The sequence below is a fragment of the Ruegeria sp. BE3 genome, from assembly GCF_056538865.1.
The window spans coordinates 256,142-280,292 of the sequence record NZ_JBQFTW010000002.1 but is presented as its reverse complement, the minus strand read 5'-3'; the positions used below and the strand labels follow the sequence as shown (position 1 = coordinate 280,292).

Here is a 24,151-nt window from a genome sequence, read left to right as displayed (position 1 = left end):
TCTACCCTTTGCGCTGATACTCCCACGCCCCGTCCGCGCGGCGCGTCCGGGTGACAGCTCCAATGTGGTAGAGATGGTTCACATGTGCAACCGCTTCGACCAGCGCGAGGCCGTATTCACCGCCCTTGATCTGGCGCTTGAACAGCGGGGGAAAGCACTCGGCGGCGGTTTTGGGGTGGTCGAGGTCGTTTAGCAAACGTTCCAATGCGCCGTGGTGATTGTCGATCAACTGACGCATGCGGGTGGGCAATCCGGTGAACGGCAGCTTGTGACCACCCAGAACGAGATGATCAGGCCGGGCCAATGGTTGCAGGCGTTCGCAGGCCTCTAACCAGTCGGCCACCGGATCGGCCATGGGCTCGGTCGCATAGACGCCCAGATTGGAACTGATCGAGCTGAGAATCTGATCGCCGGTCAGCACCAGATTGTCGTCGCGGCTCCAGAACGTGCAGTGTTCCGGCGCATGACCATTGCCCATGTGGACATCCCAATCACGCCCCCCCATGCGGATCACATCACCCTGTTTGATCCGGGTAAAGCCCAGCGGCATAGGGTAGACGGTGTCGGCAAAGTTGAAGGGCCGCTCGGCCATCCGACCCGCTAACACATCCGCGTCCATTCCGGCGCTGCGATAGTAATCGAGCGTTTCCTTCGGCCAGTTCTCCTGCACGTCCAGCGTCAGCATTCGGGCGAACAGCCAGGCGGTGCGGCTGGTAACCAGTTCGGCGCTATGTTCGGACTGGAACCAGCCCGCGTTGCCCACATGGTCGGGGTGGTGATGGGTGACCACAACCCTGTGGACAGGCTTACCGGCCAGAGGCCCTGCCATCAGGTTCTGCCAGATGGCACGCGTTTTCTTCGAAGAAAGCCCGGTATCGACGATTGTCCAACCGTCACCATCATCCAGCGCGTAGACATTCACATGATCCAGCGCCATAGGCAGAGGCAGCCTGATCCACAAAACCCCCTCGGCAACCTCGACCCATTCGCCGGGAGCAGGTGGTTCCTCCCACGGGTATCGCATCACTTGTGGAGCCTCGCCATCCATCAGACCGCCAACTCCTCTGCGCTAAGTGCGTATAGGTCATCCGCCCCGTTCTGCGCCTGTGCCAGAAGGCCGGTATGTTCGGGTAGCAACGCGTTGATGTAGAACCTTGCCAGTTTGGCGCGCGGTCCATCGGGGTCGGCTAAAGCGGCAGACAAATGGTAGTGCCCACCCAACACCCGCGCGAAAGCCTTGAGATAGGCCGCCGCCCCGGCAAAGCGGTTGTTCATGTCTGATTGCGCGACGATCCACTCGGTGGCTTCACGCAGTGACTCAGTGGCCTCCCACACCGGACCGGCGAGTTCCGGCATGGTGGCGCGGGCTTTTTCGGCCTGATCCTCGATCTCATCCAGAAGGTTCGAGGCCGCCTCACCCCCGTCTATCATCTTGCGCGCCACAAGATCCATGGCCTGAATGCCGTTGGTGCCTTCATAGATCGCGGTCACACGGACATCGCGGTAATACTGTGCCGCACCGGTTTCTTCGATGAACCCCATACCGCCATGCACCTGCACCCCGGTCTCGGATACGCGCATACCGGTCTCTGTGCCGAACGCCTTGCAGATCGGCGTCAGAAGCGCCGCTCGTGCTGCCCAATCGGCCTCACCGGTGGCCTGCGCCATGTCGATCGCGGCGGCATTGGCCAACATGATCGCCCGCGCCGCAAATACATCTGCCCGCATGCTCATCAACATCCGTCGCACATCTGCGTGGTCAATAATCGTGCCTGAGGGCGTCTTGCCTTGCTTGCGTTCCAACGCATAGGCCAGCGCGTGCTGATAGGCTCCTTCGGCGGCCCCCACGCCTTGCCCGCCGACGCCAAGGCGCGCGTTATTCATCATGGTGAACATCGCGGCCATCCCGCCATGCTCTTTACCGACCAGCCAGCCTTTGGCCCCGTCATATTGCATCACGCAGGTGGGCGAGCCGTGCAGACCCATCTTGTGTTCCAGCGAAACCACCTTCAGGTCATTGGCCACGCCGGGATTGCCGTTCTCATCAGGGATGTACTTGGGCACCAGAAACAGCGATATGCCTTTGGTCCCCGGCACGCCGTCCGGCAGGCGGGCCAGAACCAGATGGCAGACATTCTCGGTAAAGTCGTTGTCGCCCCATGAGATGTAAATCTTCTGGCCGGTCACCGAATAGGTGCCGTCACCGTTATCCTCGGCCTTCGAGGTCAGCGCGCCGACATCCGATCCGGCCTGCGGTTCGGTCAGGTTCATGGTACCTGACCATTCGCCCGCCATCATCTTGGGCAGATAGAGCGCTTTCAACGCGTCGCTTGCGTGATGCTCCAACGCTTCGATCTGGCCCTGGGTCATCAACGGAGCCAGCTGCAGCGACAGGCAGGCGGCGCTCATCATCTCATTCACGGCGGTGGTCATGGTCATGGGCAGGCCCATGCCGCCATATTCGGGGTCACCGCTCATCCCGATCCAACCGCCTTCGGCGATTGCTTTCCACCCTTCCGCGTAGCCCGGAGAGGTGCGCAATACACCGTTCTCCAACCGGGCGGGTTCCAGATCACCGGGGCGTTGAAGCGGTGCCATGATCTCTTCGCACATCTTCCCCGCTTCGGTCAGGATGGCGCTGACCACGTCCTCGCTGGCTTCCAAGAATTTCTCGGTCGCGGCGATCTGGTCAAATCCGATCACGTTGCGGAACAGGAATTCATAGTCTGAGATCGGGGCGCGATAGGGCATTGTTTCCCTCTGAGTCTGGCAAGTTGTCAGCGTGGGGTTGGAATCCCGGCCCCACGCCGGTATTCATCTGGGCTGGCACGATTACCTACCGTTACCTGAACTGCAAGCAACCAAAACGCGGCGTCACGATCCATGACCCTTCTCGGTACTCAAGACTTATCCGCAGACGCGGATGGCATCGTTCAGGCCGCCGACCTGTTGCGGCAGGGGCTACTGGTCGCCTTCCCGACCGAGACTGTCTATGGCCTCGGAGGTGATGCACGAAACGGAGAGGCAGTGGCCGCGATCTATGAGGCCAAGGGACGGCCCAGCTTTAACCCGCTGATCGCCCATGTCGCCTCGACCGAGACTGCGAAACGGTTCGTTGAATGGACCGATCAGGCCGAGCAATTGGCGCAGGCCTTCTGGCCCGGTCCGCTGACACTGGTTCTACCTTTGCGCGCCGACCACGGGATATCATCGCTTGTCACCGCCGGATTGGATACTTTGGCCGTCCGTGTGCCCGCACATCCGACTGCGCGGGCATTGCTGGCGGCGTTCGATGGCCCGGTGGCAGCCCCCTCGGCCAATCCTTCCGGTCAGATCAGCCCGACCACGGCGGCGCATGTCCGGGCAGGGCTGGAGGGGCGCATTGCAGCGATTCTGGATGATGGGCCATGTGGTGTCGGGCTTGAATCCACTATTGTCGGTCTGGCCGGTGCCCCGGCTCTGCTGCGCCCGGGTGGGGTTGCTTTGGAACAGATTGAAGACGTTCTGCAGACGGAATTGCATCACCATCAAGCGGGTGATCTTCTGACCGCTCCGGGGCAGTTGCAATCGCATTACGCACCAGATGCGCCGGTCCGCCTGAACGCCGGGTCGCGCCAAGGGGATGAAGTTCTGCTGGGTTTTGGACGGGTCGATTGCGATCTGAACCTGTCTGAGAGCAGCAGCCTGCCCGAGGCCGCCGCCAATCTATTCGCCGCCTTGCACACGCTGAACGAAACCGGCAAACCGATTGCAGTATCCCCGATACCGGACCACGGACTGGGCGCAGCCATCAACGACCGCCTGCGCCGCGCGGCAGCCCCACGCGACTAGGCGCGGCCTGCGCTGGCAGACAGGGACAAAGGATCAACCCCGAGCGTGGCCAAAGCGGCCTCCCATTTCTCATCGTCGGGCACGTCGAAGACCAGTTTCGAGGTCGCATCGGTGGTCAACCAGCCATTCATCGCGATCTCATCCTCAAGCTGATCGGGACCCCAGCCGGAATAGCCCAGCGTCAACATCGAATTCAGCGGCCCCTTGCCGGAGGCCAGATCCTCGAGCACATCCAGCGTGGCGGTCATGCTGAAATCTTCGGAAATCTGCATCGAATGCAAATTGGCCTCGTAATCCGAGCTGTGCAGGACAAAACCACGCGACATCTCGACCGGGCCGCCGAACTGGACCAGACGTTCCCCCACCACCGGAACACGGCAGGGGATGTTGAGCTGTTCCAGCAGGGTCTTGATTCGCAGATCCGAGGGCTTGTTCACGATCAAGCCCATCGCGCCGTCTTCGCCATGACTGCAGATATACACGACCGAATGCTCGAATCGTGGATCGCCCATGCCGGGCATCGCAATCAACAGTTTTCCCGTAAGGTCCATCAGCAGACATCTCTTGCGCCATAGGATGATCCTAGAATGACCCTGCGGAAGCCGGAATGGCAAGGGATCAGCCCGGATTTCCGTGCATTTCAGCTAAGTGACCGGAACGTGACTTGGAATTCACGCCCGAAATGCGCATGTTCTGCATATGAAAACGCTTTGGAAACCCACTGCAGCCGTGCTGGCCGCCACCTTTTGCATCGGCTCCCCTGCCCTCGCGCAAGGGCTCGACAATCTGGTGCAGCTTGAGGTGCTGGACGGCGGCAAGACCTCCGAGGGTACCTATCAGGGGGCTTTGCGCCTGACGCTCAAGGATGGGTGGAAGACCTATTGGCGTGCGCCGGGCGATGCAGGCATTCCGCCGCAGTTTGACTGGAACGGTTCCGGCAATGTCGCGGATGTCGCGATCACATGGCCCGCGCCGCATGTGTTTGACCAGAACGGCCTGCGCTCGGTCGGGTATGAGGATCAGCTGGTGCTGCCGGTCGAAATCACCCCCATGAACCCGGCTAAACCTGTGCGTTTGCGCGGTGAGATGGATCTGGGCGTTTGCAAGGATGTCTGTGTGCCCGGTCGACTGGATTTCGATCACACGCTGGATGCCGCGGCCGGGCGCAATCCGGCCATCGCTGCCGCCCTCGCCCAGCGCCCGTTTTCCGAGCGTGAGGCCGGTGTGGCAGGTGCAACCTGCCATTTGACACCGACCGCGGACGGGATGCAGATCGAGGCGCATATCACCATGCCCTCTGCGGGCGGGGCCGAATTCGCCGTCATCGAACCGGGCAATCCGGCGCTTTGGGCATCGCAACCCGAGACACGCCGCCAAGGCAATACTCTGATCGCAAGCTCAGAGGTCATCAGTGCCTCGGGCGGGCCATTTGCATTGGATCGGTCTGAGGTGCGCATCACCGTTCTTGGCGCGAACCATGCCGTGGACATACAAGGGTGCAGCGCAGGCTGACCGGATGAGCCAAACCCCAAAGATCGGTGCTTTGGCGGTCGTGCTACACGACAATCAAGTGCTGTTGGTGCAGCGTAACAAGCAACCCGATGCGGGTCTTTGGGGATTTCCCGGCGGCCATGTGGAATGGGGTGAAACCGTTCTGGACGCCGCCACCCGTGAATTGCGGGAAGAAACCGGCGTTATCGCCGAGCCTCTGGCCTATCTCGACAATCTCGACCTGCTGTTGCGCGATAGCGATGGGCAGGTGCGGGCGCATTACTTGCTGGTTGGTGTGGCGTGCAGCTATATGTCGGGCACGCCGGTCGCAGCGGATGACGCTCGGGATGCGCGGTGGTTTCCAGTCGAAATGATTATGACCGGGGACCTTCCGATGAGCGACCGGGTGCCCGACCTGCTGCAACTTGCCTTGGCCACCGATCAGGCAGCGGACCGCTCAGACAGGCGCGCATAGAGCACGCTGGACAACACCACACCCAACAGCAGGATCAGCACCGCTCCGACCGCGAAGACACCAAAACCCATCTGCAAAACGCTTGGGCCTTCGGCAGCTGGATAGAATCCAGAAAGCAACGCCAAAGGCGCGCCTGTCACCGCGGGCCAGATCATCGAGGCACCCAACCAGACCGCCAATGCAACGCCTGTTGTGCGCACAGCGATACGCACCACCCGATCCGGCGCGCGCAAGGCACGTCGCATCGAGGTCATGGGCCGCGAAACGTCGTTTAGGATGGCCAGCAACGCAGGCACCAGCAACAGTATCAGCACCATGCCAAAGCCCAGCCCGTAGACCAGAGTGATTACCGTCGGTTTCAGGAACTGCGCCTGCTGTGAGCTTTCGTACATCAACGGCGTCAGACCCAGCACTGTGGTCAGGGTGGTCAGCATCACGGGCCGCAATCGGTCAGCCGTGCCTTCGACAATCGACGGCACAAGCCCGCGTTCCTGTTGATATCCGTCAATCGTGGTCACCAACACGATCGAGTCATTGATGATGATTCCGGTCATGCCCAACAGTCCAACGACGGTGAACATGCTCAGCGGCACGCCCCACAGGTAATGCCCCCAGATCGCACCCACGAGGCCAAAGGGGATAATCGCCATCACCACCAGAGGTCGCGTCCAGCTGGCAAAGACCCAGGCCAGCACCAGATAAATCCCGGTCAGACACAGGATCAGCCCGGTCCGCGCCTCGGACAGGAATTCATCCTCCTGCTCGCTCAGACCGGCCATGCGCCATTCGACCTGGCGTTCGGCGGCAATGTTGGGCAGAATCTCTTCGCGCATGGCTCGTGCGATTTCGGCGGCCTGCGCCGGATCATCCTCGGAAATATCGCCATTCACCGAGATCACGCGCAGGCCGTTTTCACGCCGGACGGTCGAGAACCCCGATTTCCGTTCGACTGATACGATATCAGCCAGCGGCACATAGACCCCATCAGGCGTCCGCATCAGCGTGCGTTCAAGGAAGTCAGCGGTAAGCTCGCCTTCGGGCAGTTCCACCCGGATTTCGGCACTGCGTGGACCGTCGGGGAAGGTGGCCGCCTCGATCCCGTTCAGACGGTTTCGCAGCACCCGGCCCAGCGTCTCAATACGGAAGCCCAGCGCCTGACCTTGCGCGGTCAGATCCAGAATGAACTCTTCCTTGTCATAGGCCAGATTGTCCTCGAGTGCCGAGACCTCAGGGTATTTCGACAATGCCGCCTGCAGGTCCTCGGACGCGGATTTCAGCGTGTTTACATCCGCCCCAAAGAACTCCACATCGATCGCGTCACCGCCCGGCCCCGAACGCCAGCCGCGGAAGCTGAGCAATTCGACCTTGGGGTGGCGCGGCACAAAATCCTGCAGCTCACCCACAAACTCGAAGCTGGAATAGGGGCGCAGATCGGCGTCAATCAATTCGATCGAGATACCGCCCAGCAGATCACCATCCTTGCCGTCTGCTGCGCGCAGGCCATACCCGGCAGAGCCGCCGACCTCGGCCAGAACATATTCGATTGGGTTACGACCATGGCGCTCTTCGTAGATCTGGCCCAGTTCCTCGGTGGCATGCTGCACCATGCGCATCATTTCCAGCGTGTCGGCGCGGGTGGCACCTTCGACCATGATGAAATTACCGGTGACTGAGCCGCGTTCCGGCGCGTTGAAGAACCGCCAGTTCACGTCGCCCCGGATGAACAGCGCGATCTGGCTGGCCAGAATAACCACCATTAACGCAACCACCACATATCGCGCCCAGACCACCCAGGCGACCAGTGGACGGAACAGATGATCGCGTACCCAGCGGAACCCCTTGTTCACGATGCGGTTTGGCCAGTCATACCAATGTTCCTTGGCCGAATGTGTGATGGCATGCGCCATATGGTTCGGCAGAATCAGAAAGCACTCGATCAACGAAGCAATCAGAACAGCAATGACCGTGAAGGGGATGTCGCGGATCAGTTCTCCGAACCGGCCACCGATGGCGGTCAGGCCGAAGAAGGCGATGACTGTTGTGATGGTTGCCGCAAACACCGGCATCGCCATGCGCCGGGCGGCGCGTTCGGCGGCGATCATTGGGGCCTCGCCCAGACGGCGGGCGCGGAAATCGGCGTGCTCCCCCACGACAATGGCGTCATCGACGACGATGCCCAGCGTGATGATCAGACCAAACAGCGACACCATGTTCAGCGACAACCCACCCAGATACATCAGCGCAATCGCCGCAGACATCGCAACCGGAATACCTGCGGCCACCCAAAAGGCGATGCGCGCGTTGAGGAACAGGAAAAGCAGGCAGACCACCAGCCCGAGGCCTACCAGCCCATTGTCTACCAGAATATCCAGTCGGTCGGTGATGGCCTGCGCGCGGGTGCGGATCAACTCGACCGTGATGCCTTCGGGCAGGCTGGCCTGCATTTCGGCCACCACGTCCTCGACCGAGCGCTGAATGCCGATGGCGTCACCCAGATTCGAGCGGTCAACGCGGATCGACATGGCCGGATTGTCGCCCACGAAATAGCTGCGATTGCGCGTGACGCCCTCGACCCGGATCTGCGCCACATCGCCAACAACCAGCTTTGAACCATCGGCAAAGTTGCGCAGAGCGATACCTTCAATCTCTTCCGGGGTACGCTTCTCGATGCCGGTCCGGATGCGCGCATTGGCGCCCGTGACATCACCAGCAGGGTTTGCCGTGACCTCGGCGGCAATCGCCTCGGCGACCTCCGAGAGCGATATATCATTGGCAATCAGCTGCGCAGTGGGCACCTCGACCACAACACGCGGAGCGGCCAGACCCCGGATCGTGGTGCGCGTAACGCCGACGGCAAACAGGCGGCTGATCAGCTCATCGGTGAACTTGGCCAGCTGCTCGGCCTCGATAGGGCCGGTGATGACCACATCCGTCACGCGATCCCGCCACGCCCCGCGCCGGATGGTCGGTTCTTCGGCATCTTCGGGCAAGTTGGTCACGCTGTCGACGGCAGTCCGCACCTCCTCAACCGCGCGGGACATGTCCCAGTTCGGCTCAAACTCCAGCCGAACCCGTGCCGAGCCTTCACGTGAGGTGGATTCGGTACTCGCGACGCCTTCAACAGCCAGCAGCGCCGGTTCCAGCAATTGGATGATGCCATTATCGACATCTTCGGGACCTGCGCCCTCCCATTCGACATCCACATCGACGCGTTCAAGAATAACGTCGGGAAAGAATTGTGCCCGCATGTTGGGGATCGCTGCGATACCCAGCACCAGCATGACCAGCAGCAGCAGATTGGCCGCTGTCCGGTGCCGGGTGAAATAACTCAGGATACCGCCCGCCGCGTTGGGAATATCGCGGATCATAGCGCCTAGCCCCCGGCCCGATTGTCATCAAGACGGCGCACGAGGGCAGCGGGCACCTTCGCCTCACTCAGCTGACCCAGCATTTGCGCTTTGTCTTCCTGTGACATCGCATCGCTGGCTTCGACCTGCGCGACAAGCTGGGCGCGCTTTTCATCCGAAAGCTCAACCATGCGCGGGTCAACTTCGGCGCTCGCCTCAATCCGCAGGGGCCGCACCCGCACGCCCGAGCCCAGCAATGGGGTCCGGCCAATCACCACTTCCCGACCTTCCAGACCGTCGCCACGTATCAACACTTCATCGCCCTGACGGCGGATCAATTGTACGGCCAGAGGCTCCAGCCGGTCATCCGGGCCAAGCACCAGCACATTGCCCGCAGCATCCAGAACGGAGGATGGCAGACGTACAACATTGTCGAGCGGTTGTTCCTCGATCGAAACGGTGACGAAATCCCCCGGCTTGAAGCCGGGCGCATCGTCGAGACGGGCGTATATCAACCGCCCCGTCTGTCCTTCACCCGCGGCACCGCTGTCCCGGCTGATCCGGCCTCTGGCGGTCAGATCGGTGCCAGTGACCTCAAGCGAGACTGTGACCGGAGCGGAGATCAGATCACCCTCGGCATCAAGCAGGCGCACGAACTGGGCAGTTGAGACACGGAATGCGACCTCAAGCGCGTTGGGGTCCACCAGTTCAGCCAGTTTTTCGTTGGCCGCTACCAGACGCCCTTCGACCAGCGTGACTTCGGTCAGCGTCCCATCGAATCCGGCATGGATCGACATATCCTCCAAATCGCGTTCGGCCCCTTCCAGAGCAATGCGGGCGCGGGCGAAAAGAGTGGTCGCCTGATCCACCCGAGATTCGGCTTGCGCCAATGCAATCCGGCGCGCCAGAACCGCCTGATGAGCAGATGTTGCGGCCAGTTCCGCCTCTTCGACGCTGGCAGCTGCGCCGACGCCGCGAGTCTGCAGGTCCTGTTGACGCTGCAGCGCCCGGTCGCGCAGTTCAGCCTGCGCTTCTGCTGATTTCAACTCGTCCTGCGCCAGCAGCAGAGAGCGTTCGGCATCCCGCTCTTCAAACTGGGCATCCAGAAGATCGGATTTTGCGCGGTCTAATGCCGATTGCATATCGGCCGGGTCAAGCTCGACCAGCAGCTCGCCAGCGGTCACGGTGCCGCCGTCTTCGAAATCTTCGGCCAGTGACACAACGCGCCCGCCCAATGCCGCCCGCAGCTCCAACCGGCGGCGGCTTTGAATCTGTCCGAATGCTTCCAGATAAGGCGTGACGGTTTCCGGCTCGGCGGTGCGGACACTCACGGCGAAGATACGTTCCCGCGCCTCCGGGGCCTGCTTGTCTTTGGTTAGCACATCCTGCACCGCGCCCGAGATCATCTGCGCGGCAACAATCAACAGGCCCAGCGTCAGAAACGCCAGGAACACCCCAACAAGGCTTTGCCGCAGAAATCGCATCGGTCACTTACCTCGGGTCGCACATGCTGCCTTCCGCAAAGGTAGCCGGGTCGTAAAAAATGCCAAGCCACAAAGCGGTTATGATGCGTTGAACGCAGAACCAGTCTACTTCCGTCGCAGATGTTCGTCCAATCTGGGCATTATTTCCACGAAATTGCAGGGCCGGTGGCGATAATCGAACTGTTTCTCGAGAATCGCGTCCCATGCGTCCTTGCACGCGCCCGGGCTGCCCGGCAGTGCAAACAGGTATGTCCCGCCCGCCACGCCACCCGTGGCGCGGGATTGCACCGCCGACGTTCCGATCTTTTCCATCGACACGATGGTGAAGACAGTGCCAAAGGCCTCAATCTCTTTTTCGTAGACGTCCCGATGTGCCTCAACCGTCACGTCACGACCCGTGAGACCCGTGCCGCCGGTCGAGATCACAACGTCGATTTCAGGGTCCGCGATCCATTTACGCAATTGGTCGGAAATCTGGGCGCGTTCATCCTGAATTATCTTGCGATCCGCCACCGAATGGCCCGCCTTCTCGATCCGATCCACCAACGTCTGGCCTGAGCGGTCTTCGGCCAGAGATCGGGTGTCTGACACGGTCAGAACAGCGATGCGGACGGGAATGAACTCCATGCTTTCGTCAATGCGTGACATATGACGTCAGGCCCTTTCCATGATGGCAAGCCGGATGGCGAGGGCGGTGAAAATCCCCCCCGTTACCCAGCCCATGATGCGCGAGGCGCGCGGGTTAGAAATCAGCATCCGTCCGGCGCCACCGGCAAACAGACCCACCAGGCCATTCACCACAAAACCGCCCAGCGCGATAATGGCACCGAGGATCAGGAACTGCACCAGAACCGAGCCCAGCGCTGGGTTTACGAATTGCGGGATGAAGGCCAGCACGAACAGGATCACCTTGGGGTTGGTAAGGTTCACAATCATCCCGTCGCGAAACGCGAAATGCTTCGGTTTACTTGGGGCGTCGCCCGAAACCGCCCCCTTCCGGATCGCCCCCCACGCGAGATAGAGCAGATAAGCAACGCCCATCCAGCGGATCACATCGAACAGCCACGGCAGCGTCGCGACTGCAGCGCCAAGGCCGAGACCAGCAATCAGGACGTGTACCATGCCACCCACAGCGACCCCAGCACTTGCGGCAAGCGCCGGACGCGGACCCGCGCGCAAGCCCTGACCGAAACAAAACATCATATCTGCGCCGGGTGTGAAATTCAGCGCCAGCGCGGCCGGAATGAAGGCCAAAAGGGTGACCGTTTCGATCATGTGTTCACCTCGAACCAATGTATTTTGGGGCCCAGGTTGGCGATCTGGCTGCGCCCGATCGTGCCGCGATAGCCCCAGCTGTCATGGATATGCCCGCAAAAGACATGAGTTGGTTGAAGCCGTTCAATTGCGTCCCGCACAGAAACCGATCCCACGGACAGGCCTTGCGAAGTGGTATCGCCATGCCCCTTGGGCGGAGAATGCACGATAAGGACATCTGTGGCTTCGCAACGATTCAGCAGCTCTGCTGCCTCCGCTTCGGTCAGATCACAAGACCAGTCGCCAAATGGGGTCACGGGCACGCCATAACCCAGACCAAACAGGCGCAAACCATCAAGGGTCATGCCCGTTCCGTGCAGAACATGTGCACCGTCGGGTGCGGCGGCGGTCAGTTCCTCGGCGCTTTCGGCATTGCCGGGCACCAGAACCAGCGGCGCGGCGATACCTGAAAGCATATCCATCGCCTCATCCAACCCGCTTCGTCCATTGCAGAAATCTCCGGCCCCGATGACCAGATCGGCCTCGGCGCTGGCGGCGACCAGATCGGCGGCCCGGTTGCGCGCCATGTGCAGGTCAGAAAACGCCAGAACCCTCATGCCCCGGCCCCCAGCCGCGCTTGCAGGTCCAGCAGATCAGCCCAGGCCTGCCGCTTCATCTGCGGTTGCCGCAGCAGGTAGGCGGGGTGAAACATCGGGATCACCGGCAGGCCCAGCGCCTGATCCCAGTTGCCGCGCAGACGGGTGATGCCGCGTTTGCCCAGCACCGCCTGACAGCTGATATTGCCCATCACCACCAGAACCTCGGGCTTGGCCAGCGCCACATGGCGTTCCAGAAACGGCTTCATCATGCCGATCTCTTCCGGCTTGGGATCTCGGTTCTGCGGCGGCCGCCACGGCAGCACATTGGTGATATAAACGTTCTCACGCCTGTCCAGATCAATCGCGGCCAGCATCCGGTCCAGCAACTGCCCGGCGCGTCCGACAAAGGGCTTGCCCTCGCGATCTTCATCGCGCCCGGGTGCCTCGCCGATGATCATCACCCGCGCGCCAGGCGTGCCGTCAGCGAACACCAACTGCCGCGCGCCGCGTTTCAGGTCGCACAACCCGAAGGACTCCATCGCAGCGTGCAATTCGGTCAGCGTCCCGGCGGCTTTCGCTGCGTGCTGCGCAACCTCTGCAGGATCAACCTTTTCGGGTGCCTCGGATGGCGCAGTTGACTTCACTGAGGCGGGCTTTTTGGCCTTGGGCGCTTTGTCCGGCAGCCCATAGCGATCGATCGGCGCATCCGCGATCGCGTCAGTTGCGCCCAGCTCAATCTGCCACTCCAGCAGCGCCCGCGCGGTATGATAGTCCAAGCCCGATTCCATAGCTCTCAATCTAACCAGCTTTTGATCGAGGGAAAGCGAATAGACCTTGCCACAGCCCCTTCTGAGGTCGACCATACGGTTATTCATGCTCTTGATCCTACGAATCCTTCTGATCGGACTGTTGCTGACCCTCGCCAGCGACCCTGCGCAGGCGAGCTTTCACGACCGGCAGGGGCAGTGCCGCGCCGGCCAACTGCAATGCGGTCGCAATTGTTGCCCTGCTGGCCAACGCTGCAGTTTCGATGGCCGCTGTATTCCCCCAGGTCACACTTATTGCGGTGGCGGTCGTACCTGCGGCCCGTTCGAGCGCTGCGTGGCAGGAGGAACCCGTTGTGCCCCGGCGGGGGCGAATAAATGTACCTCACGTCTGGATTGCCCAGGAGGCAGCTTCTGCAACGGGCGCGGCGAATGTGAGCGCAGCACTCCGGATATCGATCCCGCACCAGCCACCACCTGCGCGGATGGACGCACCTGTGGGTCAGGTTCCTCGTGCCTGCCCGGCGGTGGATGCTCGAGACCCGGCTGGTTTTTGTGCGAGGAAACCGGTTCGCAATGTCGCCCCGGCTTCAAATGCTCGACCCATCAAGGGTGCGTGCCGATCAAGGCTATCGATTGCGGCTATGGCAAATGGTGCAAACCCGGCGAGCAATGCCTGCCTGAAGGCGGGTGCGAGAAACTGCCCGAAGGGTCGGAACCTTAGGTTGCCTCTGCCCGCGTGGCTTCCTATAAGCGGTCCGATTGTCAGACAGGAGCCCGCCCATGCGTTTCGCCCATCGTCACCTTCTTGGCATCGAGCATCTGTCGCAATCCGATATCACCGCTATCCTCGATCTGGCTGAAACCTATGTCGATCTGAACCGGCAATCGACCAAGCATTCGGATGTGCTGTCGGGGCTGACGCAGATCAACATGTTCTTTGAGAATTCTACCCGCACGCAAGCCAGTTTCGAACTGGCGGGCAAGCGTTTGGGCGCGGATGTGATGAACATGGCGATGCAGGCAAGCTCGATCAAAAAAGGCGAGACGCTGATTGATACGGCAATGACGTTGAACGCGATGCATCCCGATCTGCTGGTGGTGCGGCACCCCCATTCCGGGGCAGTGGACCTGCTGGCGCAGAAGGTAAACTGCGCCGTGCTGAATGCGGGCGATGGGCGGCATGAACACCCGACGCAAGCCCTGCTGGACGCGCTGACCATCCGCCGGGCCAAGGGTCGTCTGCACCGGCTGAACATCGCGATTTGCGGAGATGTGGCGCATTCGCGCGTCGCGCGCTCGAACCTTATCCTGCTGGGCAAGATGGAGAATCGCATCCGACTGATTGGCCCGCCGACGTTGGTGCCGTCTCACTTCGCTGAGTTCGGGGCCGAGATCTATGACGACATGAATGAGGGTCTGAAAGACGTCGACGTTGTGATGATGCTGCGGCTTCAGAAAGAACGGATGGACGGCGGCTTCATCCCATCGGAACGCGAATACTATCACCGCTACGGTCTGAATGCTGCAAAGCTGGCGCTGGCCACACCCGATGCCATCGTCATGCACCCCGGCCCCATGAACCGCGGGGTCGAGATCGACGGTACGCTGGCAGATGACATCAACCGGTCCGTCATTCAGGAACAGGTCGAGATGGGCGTCGCCGTCCGCATGGCCACCATGGATCTGCTGGCGCGCAATATGCGAGAAGCTGCATGAGCAATCTGACCATTGCCCCCCACGAACGCGGCGTGATCCGCCTGTTCTCGCTGGACATGCGTCCGGAAGAGGCGAAATTCCTGCGTGAACCGGGGGCTGTCGATCAGGTGCTGGGCGTCAAAGGGCTGGATCCTGAACAGATCGATATCTTTCCGGTATCCGACCTCGAAGACCTCGGACTCTATGGCTATCTCAGCGAAGGCTGTGGCGTTTCCGAAGACCAGTTGGACCGCCCGAGGCTGGAGGCCATTGAAGGCTGGGTAATGGTCTTGCGCAGCGCCGCATTCGGCGGCCGGTCGGCCACACTTTCACCTGACCCCCGCCTGCATCTGATAGGACTCTTCACCGAAGAGGCGACCAACTGGACCGGCGGCACAATTGAGACCGAAAGCGCCAAGCCATTCTCGGCCCCACAGACCATGCCGACCGATGACACACCACACCGCTTCGGCTCGTCAATCATTGCTTTGCTAATCCTGGTTGTCATCGGAGGTGCTTTGTGGCTGATCCTGTGATCTTCACCCCTGATAAAGGTGCTTATATCCGCACCAATACCTGGCTGGCCGCCCTTGCGATGGCAGGCGCAATGGTGGTGCTCTGGTTGATCGGCAATCCATACGTCTGGACCGGCGCGCCTGCGGGCCTGGCCGCGATCGGCTTCCGCGCGTGGTACCTGGCCTCGGAAGAGCTGACCGCCACTTGGGAGATGACAGACACCACCTTTACCGGCCCCGGCCCGCGCAAAGTGGCGTTGAACCAGATTGAGGCCGTCAACACGATGGGCAGTTTCGTCCAGATCGTCACCAAGGGCGGCGACAAGCACCTGATCAAGTATCAAGCAGATCCCGCAGCCACCAAAGCCGCAATCGAAAGGGCCATGGCATGAGTGACGAGTGGTGGCGCAAAAGCATACCCGAAACTGAAGAAGTTCTGTGGTTTGGGCAACCGGATCAAGGGTTTTTCCCACCCCGATACGGTTGGGCCTACAAAGCTGGGCTTCTCGGGTTAACTGCTTTGTGGCTTGCCAGCCCTTGGATATTTGACACAGTTAGAGACTTCTGGAAACTCATCTGCGGCACTTTGATCTTGCCTGTCACGATGTGGGCAGACCGTTTTGTTCGGGCACAACGCATGTATGTAGTAACCTCGCACAATGCGTGGGTACTCAACAAAGAGCTGAAGACCAAAAACTTAAAGATCGATCAGTTTCTCAACTTCCGAACCGGACGCCGCACTATCTTATTCAATCGGCACCCGTTTTTTTCATTTGATCATCTTGCTGACCCCGATGCCGCTATGAAGGCGCTGCACCAAGCCCGCGAGGCCTCCACATGACATCTTTAGTTTTCACCAACGCTCGCCTGATTGATCCCGAGGAGGGTACAGACAGCACCGGCTGGTTGCGGGTCACCGATGGCCGGATCGTGGCGCGTGGCGAGGGCGAAGCTCCGACCACGGAAGCGCAGGTGATTGACTGCGGCGGGCAATGCCTCGCCCCCGGTATCGTCGATATCGGCGTCAAGGTCTGCGAACCCGGCGAGCGGCACAAGGAAAGCTACAAATCCGCTGGTCTCGCGGCGGCTGCCGGAGGGGTGACCACCATCGTCACCCGCCCCGATACGCTGCCTTCAGTCGACACGCCCGAGACGCTGGAATTCGCGACCCGGCGCGCGCAGGCGGATGCGCCCGTCAATGTGTTGCAGATGGCCGCACTGACCAAGGGGCGCGAGGGGCGCGAAATGACCGAGATCGGTTTTCTGCAGGACGCAGGCGCCGTGGCCTTTACCGATTGCGACCATGTCATCACCAATACCAAGGTGTTCTCGCGCGCCCTGACTTATGCGAAGTCCTGCGGCGCACTGGTGATTGCGCATCCGCAGGAGCCAGGGCTCAGCGGCGGTGCCGCAGCAACCAGCGGCAAGTTTGCGGCTCTGCGCGGTTTACCTGCCGTGTCGCCCATGGCCGAACGCATGGGGCTTGACCGCGATATCGCTCTGCTGGAGATGACAGGCGCGGCCTACCATGCCGATCAGATCACCACTGCCCGCGCACTGCCTGCGCTCGAACGCGCCAAGCGGAACGGGCTGGATATTACCGCTGGGACCTCGATCCACCATCTGACGCTGAATGAGTTGGACGTGGCCGACTATCGCACCTTCTTCAAGGTGAAGCCTCCGCTGCGGTCGGAAGATGACCGGCAGGCCGTGATCGAGGCGGTGCGAAGCGGGTTGATCGACACGATCAGCTCGATGCACACCCCGCAGGACGAGGAAAGCAAACGCCTGCCGTTTGAAGAGGCAGCCTCGGGCGCAGTCGCGCTGGAGACTCTGCTGCCTGCGGCGTTACGCCTGTATCATTCCGAACAGCTGGACCTGCCGACCCTGTTCCGCGCCATGGCGTTGAACCCTGCGAAACGGCTGGGTCTGGAAAGTGGCCGCCTGGCCGAGGGTGCGCCTGCCGATCTGGTGCTGTTCGACCCGGATGTGCCTTTTGTGCTGGATCGGTTTGCGTTGAAATCCAAATCGCAGAACACTCCATTTGACGATCAGCGTATGCAGGGTAAGGTCACCGCAACCTATGTGGCCGGAAACGAAGTCTACCGGAGAGCCTGATGCCCCTTTTCGACAGCACAATGACCCAGCTGATCCTGTGGGCGGTTCTGGGCTACCTGATGGGATCGATCCCGTTTGGAATGGTCATCGCCAAAGTGATGGGGCTGGGCAATCTGCGTAATATCGGGTCGGGCAATATCGGCGCGACGAATGTGCTACGGACCGGCAATAAGGCGGCTGCGGCGCTGACACTACTGCTGGATGCAGCCAAGGGGGCGGTCGCGGTACTGCTGGCGCGGGCAATGGTCGGAGAAGACGCCGCGCAGATCGCAGCCCTGATGGCCTTCCTCGGCCATTGCTTTCCGGTCTGGTTGAGCTTCAGGGGCGGTAAGGGCGTCGCCACGTTTCTGGGCATCTGGCTGGCGCTGGACTGGCGCGTCGGCCTTGCCTGCTGCGCGACCTGGCTGGTGGCCGCTGCGATCTGGCGCATTTCGTCAGTTGGCGCCCTGGCTGGCGCGGCGCTGTCAACAACGTGGATCATGGTGCTGACCGATGGCAGCACATTCATTCTGGGGATCGTGCTGACCCTGCTGGTCTACTGGCGGCACAGCGCCAATCTGGCCCGGATCAAGGCCGGGACCGAGCCCAAAATCGGCAAATCGTGACCCTGTCGGAGCGCGTCGCAAACGCTCTGGCCGACCTGCCGACAGGTACATTCACCGGGATCGCCGACAACCGGCGCTATGTCGTGTCTCACCAGATCATGGCGCGTGGAAAGTCGCACAAACTGGTGGCGCACGAGCTTGGCGGACCGGACTATATCAGCCTGAACCTCTATCTGACACGCAACAGTGGGGCACTGTTGCGCCCCTGCGAGATGTCTGCCGAAAAGGTGGCGGCCTTCGTTCTCGCGCTGGTCCCTGACGTGCGCGAATGAACAGGTTCTATTCGCGCGTGCACAATCACAATTGATTGCTTTGAACGTGAACAGAGCACTGCCCAATTGTGTGCTGTGACAGCCAATTACCGGCTTCGCAAAAACAAATCCGGTTCGCCGGAGCAAAATTGAGTTGCTCGAACGCGAGCCTATTCACGAAAGGTGAACACAATGAACAAGTTCAAATCCCTCATCGGCGGTGTCGCACTGTCCGTTGCCGTCGCAAGCACCGCTCTGGCCGCTGGCGTTGAACTGAACGCAAGCTCGACCGGTCTGGCGCTGCAGGGCTATGACCCGGTTGCCTACTTCACCGTCGGCGAAGCCACCAAAGGCAGCTACAAGATCACCGCGCTGCACAATGAAGCGCTGTACCGCTTTGCTTCGGAAGAAAACAAGGCAGCCTTCGAAGCGAACCCAGAGGCGTACCTGCCCGCATATGGCGGCTACTGCGCCTTCGGCACCGCGATGGGCTTCAAGTTCGACGGTGACCCGAACTACTGGAAGATCGTTGACAACAAACTGTATCTGAACCTGTCGGCCGACATTCAGGAACGCTGGGAAGGCGACATCCCCGGCTTCAACGAGCGCGCCGACGCCAACTGGAAAGACATCGCTCACAAGACCCCTGCGGAACTGCAAGAGCAGTAATCCGCTGATTAAATCCAGTGCATCGGCGGCGGATCGTATCCGCCGCCGTTTGTCGTTTGAAGACCCTCTGCTCGGGACCTATCTGATCCAGCAGATAAGCGCCCGATGGCAACGGGCCAGCGCTGCCAGGCAAGCAGGCCATGCGCACACTGTTCGGAATAGCAGAATATTCAATGATCCGGCCCGAGGGTCGGACCGTATCTATCGATATGGCCACGCGATGACATGCTGCGGCCGGGTTCTGAGCGAAAGGATAAAGAATGACAGGTAAACTGGCGATTTTCACGACTGTCGCGACTCTGGCGGCGGGATCAGCAATGGCGCAAGCCTCGGGCAACTGGACCGGATTTTACGGCGGTGCGCAGTTGGGGTATGCCGATATCGATACCAACCTGTCCGGCGTGAACGGGGATGGCCTGATCGGCGGTATCGTTCTGGGTTACGATTACGATCTGGGCGACTGGGTTGTTGGTGGTGGCTTCGACTATGACTGGACCGATGTGGACCTGTCAGGTGCGGCCACGGTCGAGAACGTCTGGCGCATCAAGGCACGCGCGGGCTACAAGGTGAACCCGCAAGGGCTGCTTTATGGGACCGCGGGCTATGCTGATGCGGATACCGACACGCTGGGCAGCGACAACGGTTGGTTCATTGGCGCCGGCTATGAACAGATCGTGGCCCCGAATATCAGCGTCGGTGGTGAGTTGCTGTACCACGAGTTTGATGACTTCAATTCATCCGGAGTGGATGTCGACGCCACCACGTTCCAAATTCGCGTTGCCTATCGGTTCTGAGGTCAGATTATGGAGCCCGGCGCACAAGCCGGGCTCAGCCCCCTACGGTTCCAGAACCGTACTGCCGGTGGTCTGGCGCGCCTCAAGCGCGCGGTGGGCATCGGCAACCTGATCCAGCGGGAATTGCTGGTCCACATGGATCTTGACCTCGCGCCCTTCCACCTTGCCAAACAACCTACGCGCCATCGCCTGACAAACGGAATGGTCGGCAATATGGGTGAACAGTGTCGGACGGGTGATCTTTAGCGATCCCCTTTGCGCCAGCATTCCCAGATCGAAAGCCGGAACCGGCCCCGACGCATTACCGAACGAGATCATCATGCCCAGCGGTTTGAGGCAGTTCAGAGACCCCTCGAACGTATCCGCGCCAATTGAATCCATAACGACATCAACACCCTTGCCGCCGGTGATTTCGGCGACGCGCTGCTCAAAATCCTCGGTCCGGTAGTTGATGCAATGTGCGGCCCCGTTGAACTGTGCAAGGCTACATTTCTCATCCGTCCCGGCGGTGCCGATCAGCGTGATCCCCTCGGATTTCGCCCATTGGCAGGCGATCAGACCCACACCCCCGGCAGCAGCGTGGAACAGCACCGTATCGCCGCGCTTCAACGGTGTCGTACGATGGAACAGATATTCTACCGTCATGCCCTTCAGCATCATCGCGGCGGCAGAGCGGAACGAGATACTCTCGGGCAGCGGACAGACCTGCGCGGCAGGCATCACGCGTGCCTCGGAATAGGCTCCGGATGGTCCTGCGGCATAGGCGGTGCGCTGGCCGGGTACAAGATGGGTGACACCTTCGCCAACAGCTTCGACCACACCCGCCGCTTCCATACCCAAAGCGTGAGGCAATTCCAGCGGATAAAGCCCGCTGCGTTGATACACATCGATGAAGTTCAAACCGCAGGCGTGATGTCGAATGCGCACCTCGCCGGGGCCCGGCTCACCCAACGGGCGATCCTCGATCCGCAGGACCTCGGGTCCGCCGGTTTCGTGAATGACGACTGTGCGTGCTGTTTGCTGCATGAATGCCTCCGTTTCCTTTTGAAACAAAGCTAACACGCCTGTGCGACAGGGCAATCCTTGCGGTCGCGCAGGGTTGATCGGGCAAGTTTTTGCAAAATATGCTATACTATCTCCAGACGTAGCCGGGTGATCCGGTCACGACCGCACGTCTCACCGGATGCATCCCGCCGCATATCCATGCCAGGGAAGGGGATGATCATGGACAAGACAATCGGAAATCCAGTTAGCTGGGTCGCCCGTCAGATGCGGGCAACCGGCGACCATATGGCGGAATCGGTCAGCGAAATCGGCAGCGCGGATACCAGTGCAATGCCGGTTGTGCACACGCTGACCCTGCAGGATCTGCGCGCCTGTCTGAAGGCGGGGTATGAGGACTTTTTGCAAACCCGCGCAGATGCGGTTTTTGTGATCCTGATCTACCCGATAGCCGGGCTTTTGATGTTCGGAATCGGGCTCAACAAAGACATGGTGCCTTTGCTGGCCCCACTGATTGCGGGCTTTGCGCTGGTCGGACCTGTCGCGGCCGTTGGTCTGTATGAAATCAGTCGCAAGCGGGAACAGGGCGGCGAGGTCCATTGGCTTGATGCGTTTGGTGTTTTCCGCTCGCCCTCATTCGGTGCAATTCTGGCGCTGGGGTTCTATCTGGTCATGCTGTTGCTGATTTGGCTGATGGTCGCGCAGAGCATCTATGCGCAAACGCTCGGGCCTGAGCCTCCAGCTTCGATTACGAGTTTCGTGACCGACATCTTCACCACCAGCGCAGGTTGGGCGATGATTCTGGTCGGAACGACAACGGGCTTTATCTTCGCGTTGATCGCGCTGGCGCTCAGCGTGGTCAGCTTTCCGTTGCTTCTGGACAAGAAGGTGGGCGTGCCGGTGGCCGTCGTAACCTCTGTCCGCGTGCTGCGACACAATCCGCGCGTGATCCTGACATGGGGCGCAATCGTAGCGGCCATGTTGGTACTGGGCGCAATCCCGATGCTGTTGGGGCTGATCGTCGTGATGCCAATCCTCGGCCACGCCACATGGCACCTGTATCGCCGGGCGGTCGCCTGACCACCCGGAGGCCAGATCAGTCAGCAACCTTGAGGACGATCTTGCCGATATGGCCTGAGCTTTCCATCCGCGCATGCGCGGCTGCGGCGTCGGCCAGCTCAAACTCGGAATCCATCACCGGGCCGACCTTCCCCGCCTCAAGCAAGGGCCAGACGGCCTCACGCAGATCCTGCGCAATACGCGCCTTGGCCAGATCGCTTTGCGGGCGCAGGGTGCTGCCGGTCAGGGTCAGTCGCTTGACCATCATCAGGGCAAAATTCAGCTCGACTACAGGGCCTTGCAGAAAGGCGATCTGAACCAGCCGCCCATCCTCGGCCAGAGCCTTGACGTTGCGCGGGATGTAATCACCCCCCACCATGTCTAGGATCAGATTCGCGCCACCTTCTGCGCGCATCGCAGCCACGAAATCCTCATCGCGATAATTGATTGCCTTTTCCGCCCCAAGCTTAAGGCAAGCCTCGCATTTCTCAGCCGAGCCAGCCGTTGCAAAGACCCGAGCGCCAAATGCGTTGGCCAACTGAATTGCGGTCGTTCCGATCCCGCTGGAACCACCATGGACCAGAAAACGTTCCCCTGCTTTCAACCCACCGCGCGTGAATACGTTGGACCAGACGGTAAAGAAGGTCTCAGGCAGGCAGGCCGCTTCTTTCAAACCCATGCCCGCAGGCACCGGCAGGCAATGCGCGGCGGGCGTGGCGACGTATTCGGCATAGCCACCGCCCGGCAACAGCGCGCAGACCTGATCGCCCACGGCCAGACCTTCGACGCCCGAGCCCATTGCAACCACCTCGCCCGAAGCTTCCAGACCCGGAAGATCGCTTGCCCCCGGCGGCGGATCATAGGCCCCGGCCCGCTGCAGCGCGTCCGGACGGTTCACCCCGGCATAGGCCACCTTCAGAATCACCTGACCCTCGGCGGGTTTCGGAATGGGGCGTTCAGTCACCTGCAAAACATCCGGACCACCGGGTTGGGTGATTTCGACAGCACGCATTGTCTGGGTCATGGACATATCTCCTTTGCCTATTGCCTAGCAGGCAGTAGCGCAGAGGCCCAGCAGCAAGTGAAAGCGCTGCGACTATTTTCCGGATGACAGCGAACCGGGCAGGTTATCGGGCATCTTCACCGGAGCCTTCACCTGACCGGCCAGCCAATTGGGTACGGCCAGGAACGGTTTCAAAAGCGGATTGCCATTCACCTGCGCCTTGAGCTTTTCGAACTGCATCACTCCTTCGATCCGCCGATCAAGGAATTCCCATGTCGCTTGATAGCCCGGGCTGTCATCGCCAAGCCAATACAGCAGGGTCGAGGAATACACGCCCGACAAAGTCGCGCGTTTGGTGTACCAGTTTACGTCATCCGAGCTGTCGCCCAATGCGTCCCAGATCAGATCGCAGGTACCCCAGATCGCCTTGGCCCCGTCTGCGGCGTAGATCGGCAATGCAAACAGCGTCATACCACGCCGCACGGCCTCTTTGTCGTCGACCGCTTGCAGACGGAATCGGACGGCGGCGGCAATCTTGTCGCGAAACTTCAGCTCGCTCAGATCCTCGGTCTTGATCCGCTCCAGCATCGCTTGGTCACCGCGCGCGTGAAAGGCCAGCGCCAGATCAACGGCGCCGCGCGGGCAGATTGCATGGGCCAGTCCCGCATCCAGGTCGCAATCGGCAATCGCCGCGCGAAAGCTGGTTTCGGACCAACCGTCGAACGGCACATGGTTCAGCATAGCGTCCAAAAGCTGTTCTTTGGTGTCTTCATAAGTGGCGGTCATATCGGGTCTCCGGTCTGCGGGTCCAGTACTAGACAAGTTAGGCGCGCTTTGCTATACGGCCACTTCCTGCAATTTCCTTGCAACTCTATCTAGAAAGGTGGTGACAACCACATGCAGGTTAGTGTTCGCGACAATAACGTCGATCAGGCGCTTCGTGCCCTGAAGAAAAAGCTGCAGCGCGAAGGCGTGTTCCGTGAAATGAAGCTGAAGCAACATTTCGAGAAACCGTCCGAGAAAAAAGCGCGCGAGAAAGCTGAAGCGATTCGTCGTGCCCGTAAACTGGCACGCAAGAAAGCCCAGCGCGAAGGTCTGCTCTAAGACTTTCCTCGTCCAGCTTTGGATGACACTATTTGACGACCCCCGAGGCTTCGCCCGGGGGTTTGTCGTTTCAGGACAGGTGACGCAC

The 24,151-nt window shown here is 60.6% G+C and carries 26 protein-coding genes; 14 read left to right on the top strand and 12 right to left on the bottom strand.

The window, feature by feature from the left end:
* Nucleotide 1: 1 nt before the first annotated feature.
* Both ACR0AZ_RS08775 and ACR0AZ_RS08770 read right to left on the bottom strand, forming a co-directional pair.
* Nucleotides 2–1,048 carry an MBL fold metallo-hydrolase gene (locus tag ACR0AZ_RS08775; RefSeq protein ID WP_480667243.1) on the bottom strand — a complete coding sequence of 349 codons (1,047 nt, stop codon included), beginning with the start codon at nt 1,046–1,048 and terminating at the stop codon, nt 2–4.
* Nucleotides 1,048–2,751, bottom strand: coding sequence for an acyl-CoA dehydrogenase family protein (locus tag ACR0AZ_RS08770; protein WP_480470952.1), 1,704 nt, complete (start codon nt 2,749–2,751; stop codon nt 1,048–1,050). Before ACR0AZ_RS08770 ends, ACR0AZ_RS08775 begins: the two co-directional genes overlap by 1 nt.
* A 132-nt stretch (nt 2,752–2,883) precedes the next feature.
* Between ACR0AZ_RS08770 and ACR0AZ_RS08765 the strand changes: the two genes are divergently transcribed.
* Complete coding sequence (locus ACR0AZ_RS08765; protein ID WP_480667242.1) at nt 2,884–3,831, top strand: L-threonylcarbamoyladenylate synthase; 948 nt, start codon at nt 2,884–2,886, stop codon at nt 3,829–3,831.
* Here ACR0AZ_RS08765 and ACR0AZ_RS08760 read toward each other — a convergent pair.
* Complete coding sequence (locus ACR0AZ_RS08760; RefSeq protein WP_480667241.1) at nt 3,828–4,382, bottom strand: YqgE/AlgH family protein; 555 nt, start codon at nt 4,380–4,382, stop codon at nt 3,828–3,830. The two genes, ACR0AZ_RS08765 and ACR0AZ_RS08760, sit on opposite strands and share 4 nt — an antisense overlap.
* Nucleotides 4,383–4,530: 148 nt before the next feature.
* On the opposite strand from ACR0AZ_RS08760, the gene ACR0AZ_RS08755 reads away from it, so the two are divergent.
* Both ACR0AZ_RS08755 and ACR0AZ_RS08750 read left to right on the top strand, forming a co-directional pair.
* Nucleotides 4,531–5,343: a protein-disulfide reductase DsbD domain-containing protein gene (locus tag ACR0AZ_RS08755; RefSeq protein ID WP_480667240.1), complete on the top strand. Its 813-nt coding sequence runs from the start codon at nt 4,531–4,533 to the stop codon at nt 5,341–5,343.
* A gap of 4 nt (nt 5,344–5,347) precedes the next feature.
* On the top strand, nt 5,348–5,797 hold the full coding sequence (locus tag ACR0AZ_RS08750; RefSeq protein WP_480667316.1) for an NUDIX hydrolase: 450 nt from the start codon (nt 5,348–5,350) through the stop codon (nt 5,795–5,797).
* Here the strand turns inward: ACR0AZ_RS08750 and ACR0AZ_RS08745 are convergent.
* From ACR0AZ_RS08745 to ACR0AZ_RS08720, 6 genes are all read right to left on the bottom strand, one after another.
* The gene (locus tag ACR0AZ_RS08745) at nt 5,764–9,165 is read right to left on the bottom strand and encodes an efflux RND transporter permease subunit (protein ID WP_480667239.1); all 3,402 of its coding nucleotides are present in this window, start codon (nt 9,163–9,165) and stop codon (nt 5,764–5,766) included. The two genes, ACR0AZ_RS08750 and ACR0AZ_RS08745, sit on opposite strands and share 34 nt — an antisense overlap.
* A gap of 5 nt (nt 9,166–9,170) precedes the next feature.
* The gene (locus ACR0AZ_RS08740; RefSeq protein ID WP_480667238.1) at nt 9,171–10,628 is read right to left on the bottom strand and encodes an efflux RND transporter periplasmic adaptor subunit; all 1,458 of its coding nucleotides are present in this window, start codon (nt 10,626–10,628) and stop codon (nt 9,171–9,173) included.
* A gap of 105 nt (nt 10,629–10,733) precedes the next feature.
* Nucleotides 10,734–11,276, bottom strand: a complete 543-nt coding sequence (gene moaB / locus ACR0AZ_RS08735; protein WP_480470958.1) for a molybdenum cofactor biosynthesis protein B — start codon at nt 11,274–11,276, stop codon at nt 10,734–10,736.
* Between the two features lie 6 nt (nt 11,277–11,282).
* On the bottom strand, nt 11,283–11,903 hold the full coding sequence (locus ACR0AZ_RS08730; RefSeq protein ID WP_480470959.1) for a LysE family translocator: 621 nt from the start codon (nt 11,901–11,903) through the stop codon (nt 11,283–11,285).
* Nucleotides 11,900–12,499, bottom strand: coding sequence for a metallophosphoesterase family protein (locus ACR0AZ_RS08725; RefSeq protein ID WP_480667237.1), 600 nt, complete (start codon nt 12,497–12,499; stop codon nt 11,900–11,902). Before ACR0AZ_RS08725 ends, ACR0AZ_RS08730 begins: the two co-directional genes overlap by 4 nt.
* On the bottom strand, nt 12,496–13,269 hold the full coding sequence (locus ACR0AZ_RS08720; RefSeq protein ID WP_480667236.1) for a uracil-DNA glycosylase: 774 nt from the start codon (nt 13,267–13,269) through the stop codon (nt 12,496–12,498). Before ACR0AZ_RS08720 ends, ACR0AZ_RS08725 begins: the two co-directional genes overlap by 4 nt.
* Nucleotides 13,270–14,028: 759 nt before the next feature.
* On the opposite strand from ACR0AZ_RS08720, the gene ACR0AZ_RS08715 reads away from it, so the two are divergent.
* From ACR0AZ_RS08715 to ACR0AZ_RS08675, 9 genes are all read left to right on the top strand, one after another.
* Nucleotides 14,029–14,964, top strand: a complete 936-nt coding sequence (locus ACR0AZ_RS08715) for an aspartate carbamoyltransferase catalytic subunit (RefSeq protein ID WP_480470961.1) — start codon at nt 14,029–14,031, stop codon at nt 14,962–14,964.
* Nucleotides 14,961–15,479 (top strand): hypothetical protein, encoded by a 519-nt coding sequence (locus ACR0AZ_RS08710; RefSeq protein WP_480470962.1) that lies wholly within the window; start codon nt 14,961–14,963, stop codon nt 15,477–15,479. The genes ACR0AZ_RS08715 and ACR0AZ_RS08710 overlap by 4 nt, the downstream gene beginning before the upstream one ends.
* Nucleotides 15,464–15,850: a hypothetical protein gene (locus ACR0AZ_RS08705; protein WP_480667235.1), complete on the top strand. Its 387-nt coding sequence runs from the start codon at nt 15,464–15,466 to the stop codon at nt 15,848–15,850. The genes ACR0AZ_RS08710 and ACR0AZ_RS08705 overlap by 16 nt, the downstream gene beginning before the upstream one ends.
* Entirely contained in the window at nt 15,847–16,299 is a 453-nt protein-coding gene (locus ACR0AZ_RS08700) for a hypothetical protein (RefSeq protein ID WP_480470964.1), read from the top strand. The genes ACR0AZ_RS08705 and ACR0AZ_RS08700 overlap by 4 nt, the downstream gene beginning before the upstream one ends.
* Nucleotides 16,296–17,576 carry a dihydroorotase gene (gene pyrC / locus ACR0AZ_RS08695; protein ID WP_480470965.1) on the top strand — a complete coding sequence of 427 codons (1,281 nt, stop codon included), beginning with the start codon at nt 16,296–16,298 and terminating at the stop codon, nt 17,574–17,576. Before ACR0AZ_RS08700 ends, pyrC begins: the two co-directional genes overlap by 4 nt.
* Nucleotides 17,576–18,181, top strand: a complete 606-nt coding sequence (plsY, locus tag ACR0AZ_RS08690) for a glycerol-3-phosphate 1-O-acyltransferase PlsY (protein WP_480470966.1) — start codon at nt 17,576–17,578, stop codon at nt 18,179–18,181. Before pyrC ends, plsY begins: the two co-directional genes overlap by 1 nt.
* Nucleotides 18,178–18,453: a hypothetical protein gene (locus ACR0AZ_RS08685; RefSeq protein ID WP_480470967.1), complete on the top strand. Its 276-nt coding sequence runs from the start codon at nt 18,178–18,180 to the stop codon at nt 18,451–18,453. Before plsY ends, ACR0AZ_RS08685 begins: the two co-directional genes overlap by 4 nt.
* 171 nt (nt 18,454–18,624) lie before the next feature.
* Nucleotides 18,625–19,101, top strand: coding sequence for a YHS domain-containing (seleno)protein (locus ACR0AZ_RS08680; protein WP_480667234.1), 477 nt, complete (start codon nt 18,625–18,627; stop codon nt 19,099–19,101).
* A 260-nt stretch (nt 19,102–19,361) separates the two neighbouring features.
* Nucleotides 19,362–19,895 (top strand): outer membrane protein, encoded by a 534-nt coding sequence (locus tag ACR0AZ_RS08675; protein ID WP_480659207.1) that lies wholly within the window; start codon nt 19,362–19,364, stop codon nt 19,893–19,895.
* Between the two features lie 42 nt (nt 19,896–19,937).
* On the opposite strand, the gene ACR0AZ_RS08670 is transcribed toward ACR0AZ_RS08675, so the two are convergent.
* Nucleotides 19,938–20,921 (bottom strand): quinone oxidoreductase family protein, encoded by a 984-nt coding sequence (locus tag ACR0AZ_RS08670; protein WP_480667233.1) that lies wholly within the window; start codon nt 20,919–20,921, stop codon nt 19,938–19,940.
* 198 nt (nt 20,922–21,119) lie between these two features.
* Here ACR0AZ_RS08670 and ACR0AZ_RS08665 point away from each other — a divergent pair, with 198 nt between their 5' ends.
* Nucleotides 21,120–21,977 (top strand): DUF2189 domain-containing protein, encoded by an 858-nt coding sequence (locus ACR0AZ_RS08665; protein WP_480470971.1) that lies wholly within the window; start codon nt 21,120–21,122, stop codon nt 21,975–21,977.
* 16 nt (nt 21,978–21,993) lie between these two features.
* Here ACR0AZ_RS08665 and ACR0AZ_RS08660 read toward each other — a convergent pair whose 3' ends face one another.
* Both ACR0AZ_RS08660 and ACR0AZ_RS08655 read right to left on the bottom strand, forming a co-directional pair.
* Complete coding sequence (locus tag ACR0AZ_RS08660; protein ID WP_480470972.1) at nt 21,994–22,980, bottom strand: NAD(P)H-quinone oxidoreductase; 987 nt, start codon at nt 22,978–22,980, stop codon at nt 21,994–21,996.
* Between the two features lie 72 nt (nt 22,981–23,052).
* Nucleotides 23,053–23,745, bottom strand: a complete 693-nt coding sequence (locus tag ACR0AZ_RS08655; RefSeq protein ID WP_480470973.1) for a COQ9 family protein — start codon at nt 23,743–23,745, stop codon at nt 23,053–23,055.
* A 111-nt stretch (nt 23,746–23,856) separates the two neighbouring features.
* Here ACR0AZ_RS08655 and rpsU point away from each other — a divergent pair, with 111 nt between their 5' ends.
* The gene (rpsU, locus tag ACR0AZ_RS08650; RefSeq protein ID WP_005614280.1) at nt 23,857–24,063 is read left to right on the top strand and encodes a 30S ribosomal protein S21; all 207 of its coding nucleotides are present in this window, start codon (nt 23,857–23,859) and stop codon (nt 24,061–24,063) included.
* Nucleotides 24,064–24,151 lie beyond the last annotated feature (88 nt).

What these genes read in the sequence shown, in the direction of transcription:
- plsY (WP_480470966.1), top strand. Translation starts at nt 17,576, where the DNA reads ATGCCCCTTTTCGACAGCACAATGACCCAGCTGATCCTGTGGGCGGTT.
- ACR0AZ_RS08765 (WP_480667242.1), top strand. Translation starts at nt 2,884, where the DNA reads ATGACCCTTCTCGGTACTCAAGACTTATCCGCAGACGCGGATGGCATC.
- ACR0AZ_RS08675 (WP_480659207.1), top strand. Translation starts at nt 19,362, where the DNA reads ATGACAGGTAAACTGGCGATTTTCACGACTGTCGCGACTCTGGCGGCG.
- ACR0AZ_RS08710 (WP_480470962.1), top strand. Translation starts at nt 14,961, where the DNA reads ATGAGCAATCTGACCATTGCCCCCCACGAACGCGGCGTGATCCGCCTG.
- ACR0AZ_RS08745 (WP_480667239.1), bottom strand. Translation starts at nt 9,165, where the DNA reads ATGATCCGCGATATTCCCAACGCGGCGGGCGGTATCCTGAGTTATTTC.
- ACR0AZ_RS08725 (WP_480667237.1), bottom strand. Translation starts at nt 12,499, where the DNA reads ATGAGGGTTCTGGCGTTTTCTGACCTGCACATGGCGCGCAACCGGGCC.
- ACR0AZ_RS08655 (WP_480470973.1), bottom strand. Translation starts at nt 23,745, where the DNA reads ATGACCGCCACTTATGAAGACACCAAAGAACAGCTTTTGGACGCTATG.
- ACR0AZ_RS08750 (WP_480667316.1), top strand. Translation starts at nt 5,348, where the DNA reads ATGAGCCAAACCCCAAAGATCGGTGCTTTGGCGGTCGTGCTACACGAC.
- ACR0AZ_RS08665 (WP_480470971.1), top strand. Translation starts at nt 21,120, where the DNA reads ATGGACAAGACAATCGGAAATCCAGTTAGCTGGGTCGCCCGTCAGATG.
- ACR0AZ_RS08740 (WP_480667238.1), bottom strand. Translation starts at nt 10,628, where the DNA reads ATGCGATTTCTGCGGCAAAGCCTTGTTGGGGTGTTCCTGGCGTTTCTG.
- rpsU (WP_005614280.1), top strand. Translation starts at nt 23,857, where the DNA reads ATGCAGGTTAGTGTTCGCGACAATAACGTCGATCAGGCGCTTCGTGCC.
- ACR0AZ_RS08720 (WP_480667236.1), bottom strand. Translation starts at nt 13,269, where the DNA reads ATGGAATCGGGCTTGGACTATCATACCGCGCGGGCGCTGCTGGAGTGG.
- ACR0AZ_RS08775 (WP_480667243.1), bottom strand. Translation starts at nt 1,048, where the DNA reads ATGGATGGCGAGGCTCCACAAGTGATGCGATACCCGTGGGAGGAACCA.
- ACR0AZ_RS08715 (WP_480470961.1), top strand. Translation starts at nt 14,029, where the DNA reads ATGCGTTTCGCCCATCGTCACCTTCTTGGCATCGAGCATCTGTCGCAA.
- ACR0AZ_RS08730 (WP_480470959.1), bottom strand. Translation starts at nt 11,903, where the DNA reads ATGATCGAAACGGTCACCCTTTTGGCCTTCATTCCGGCCGCGCTGGCG.
- pyrC (WP_480470965.1), top strand. Translation starts at nt 16,296, where the DNA reads ATGACATCTTTAGTTTTCACCAACGCTCGCCTGATTGATCCCGAGGAG.
- moaB (WP_480470958.1), bottom strand. Translation starts at nt 11,276, where the DNA reads ATGTCACGCATTGACGAAAGCATGGAGTTCATTCCCGTCCGCATCGCT.
- ACR0AZ_RS08760 (WP_480667241.1), bottom strand. Translation starts at nt 4,382, where the DNA reads ATGGACCTTACGGGAAAACTGTTGATTGCGATGCCCGGCATGGGCGAT.
- ACR0AZ_RS08755 (WP_480667240.1), top strand. Translation starts at nt 4,531, where the DNA reads ATGAAAACGCTTTGGAAACCCACTGCAGCCGTGCTGGCCGCCACCTTT.
- ACR0AZ_RS08770 (WP_480470952.1), bottom strand. Translation starts at nt 2,751, where the DNA reads ATGCCCTATCGCGCCCCGATCTCAGACTATGAATTCCTGTTCCGCAAC.
- ACR0AZ_RS08660 (WP_480470972.1), bottom strand. Translation starts at nt 22,980, where the DNA reads ATGACCCAGACAATGCGTGCTGTCGAAATCACCCAACCCGGTGGTCCG.
- ACR0AZ_RS08670 (WP_480667233.1), bottom strand. Translation starts at nt 20,921, where the DNA reads ATGCAGCAAACAGCACGCACAGTCGTCATTCACGAAACCGGCGGACCC.
- ACR0AZ_RS08700 (WP_480470964.1), top strand. Translation starts at nt 15,847, where the DNA reads ATGAGTGACGAGTGGTGGCGCAAAAGCATACCCGAAACTGAAGAAGTT.
- ACR0AZ_RS08680 (WP_480667234.1), top strand. Translation starts at nt 18,625, where the DNA reads ATGAACAAGTTCAAATCCCTCATCGGCGGTGTCGCACTGTCCGTTGCC.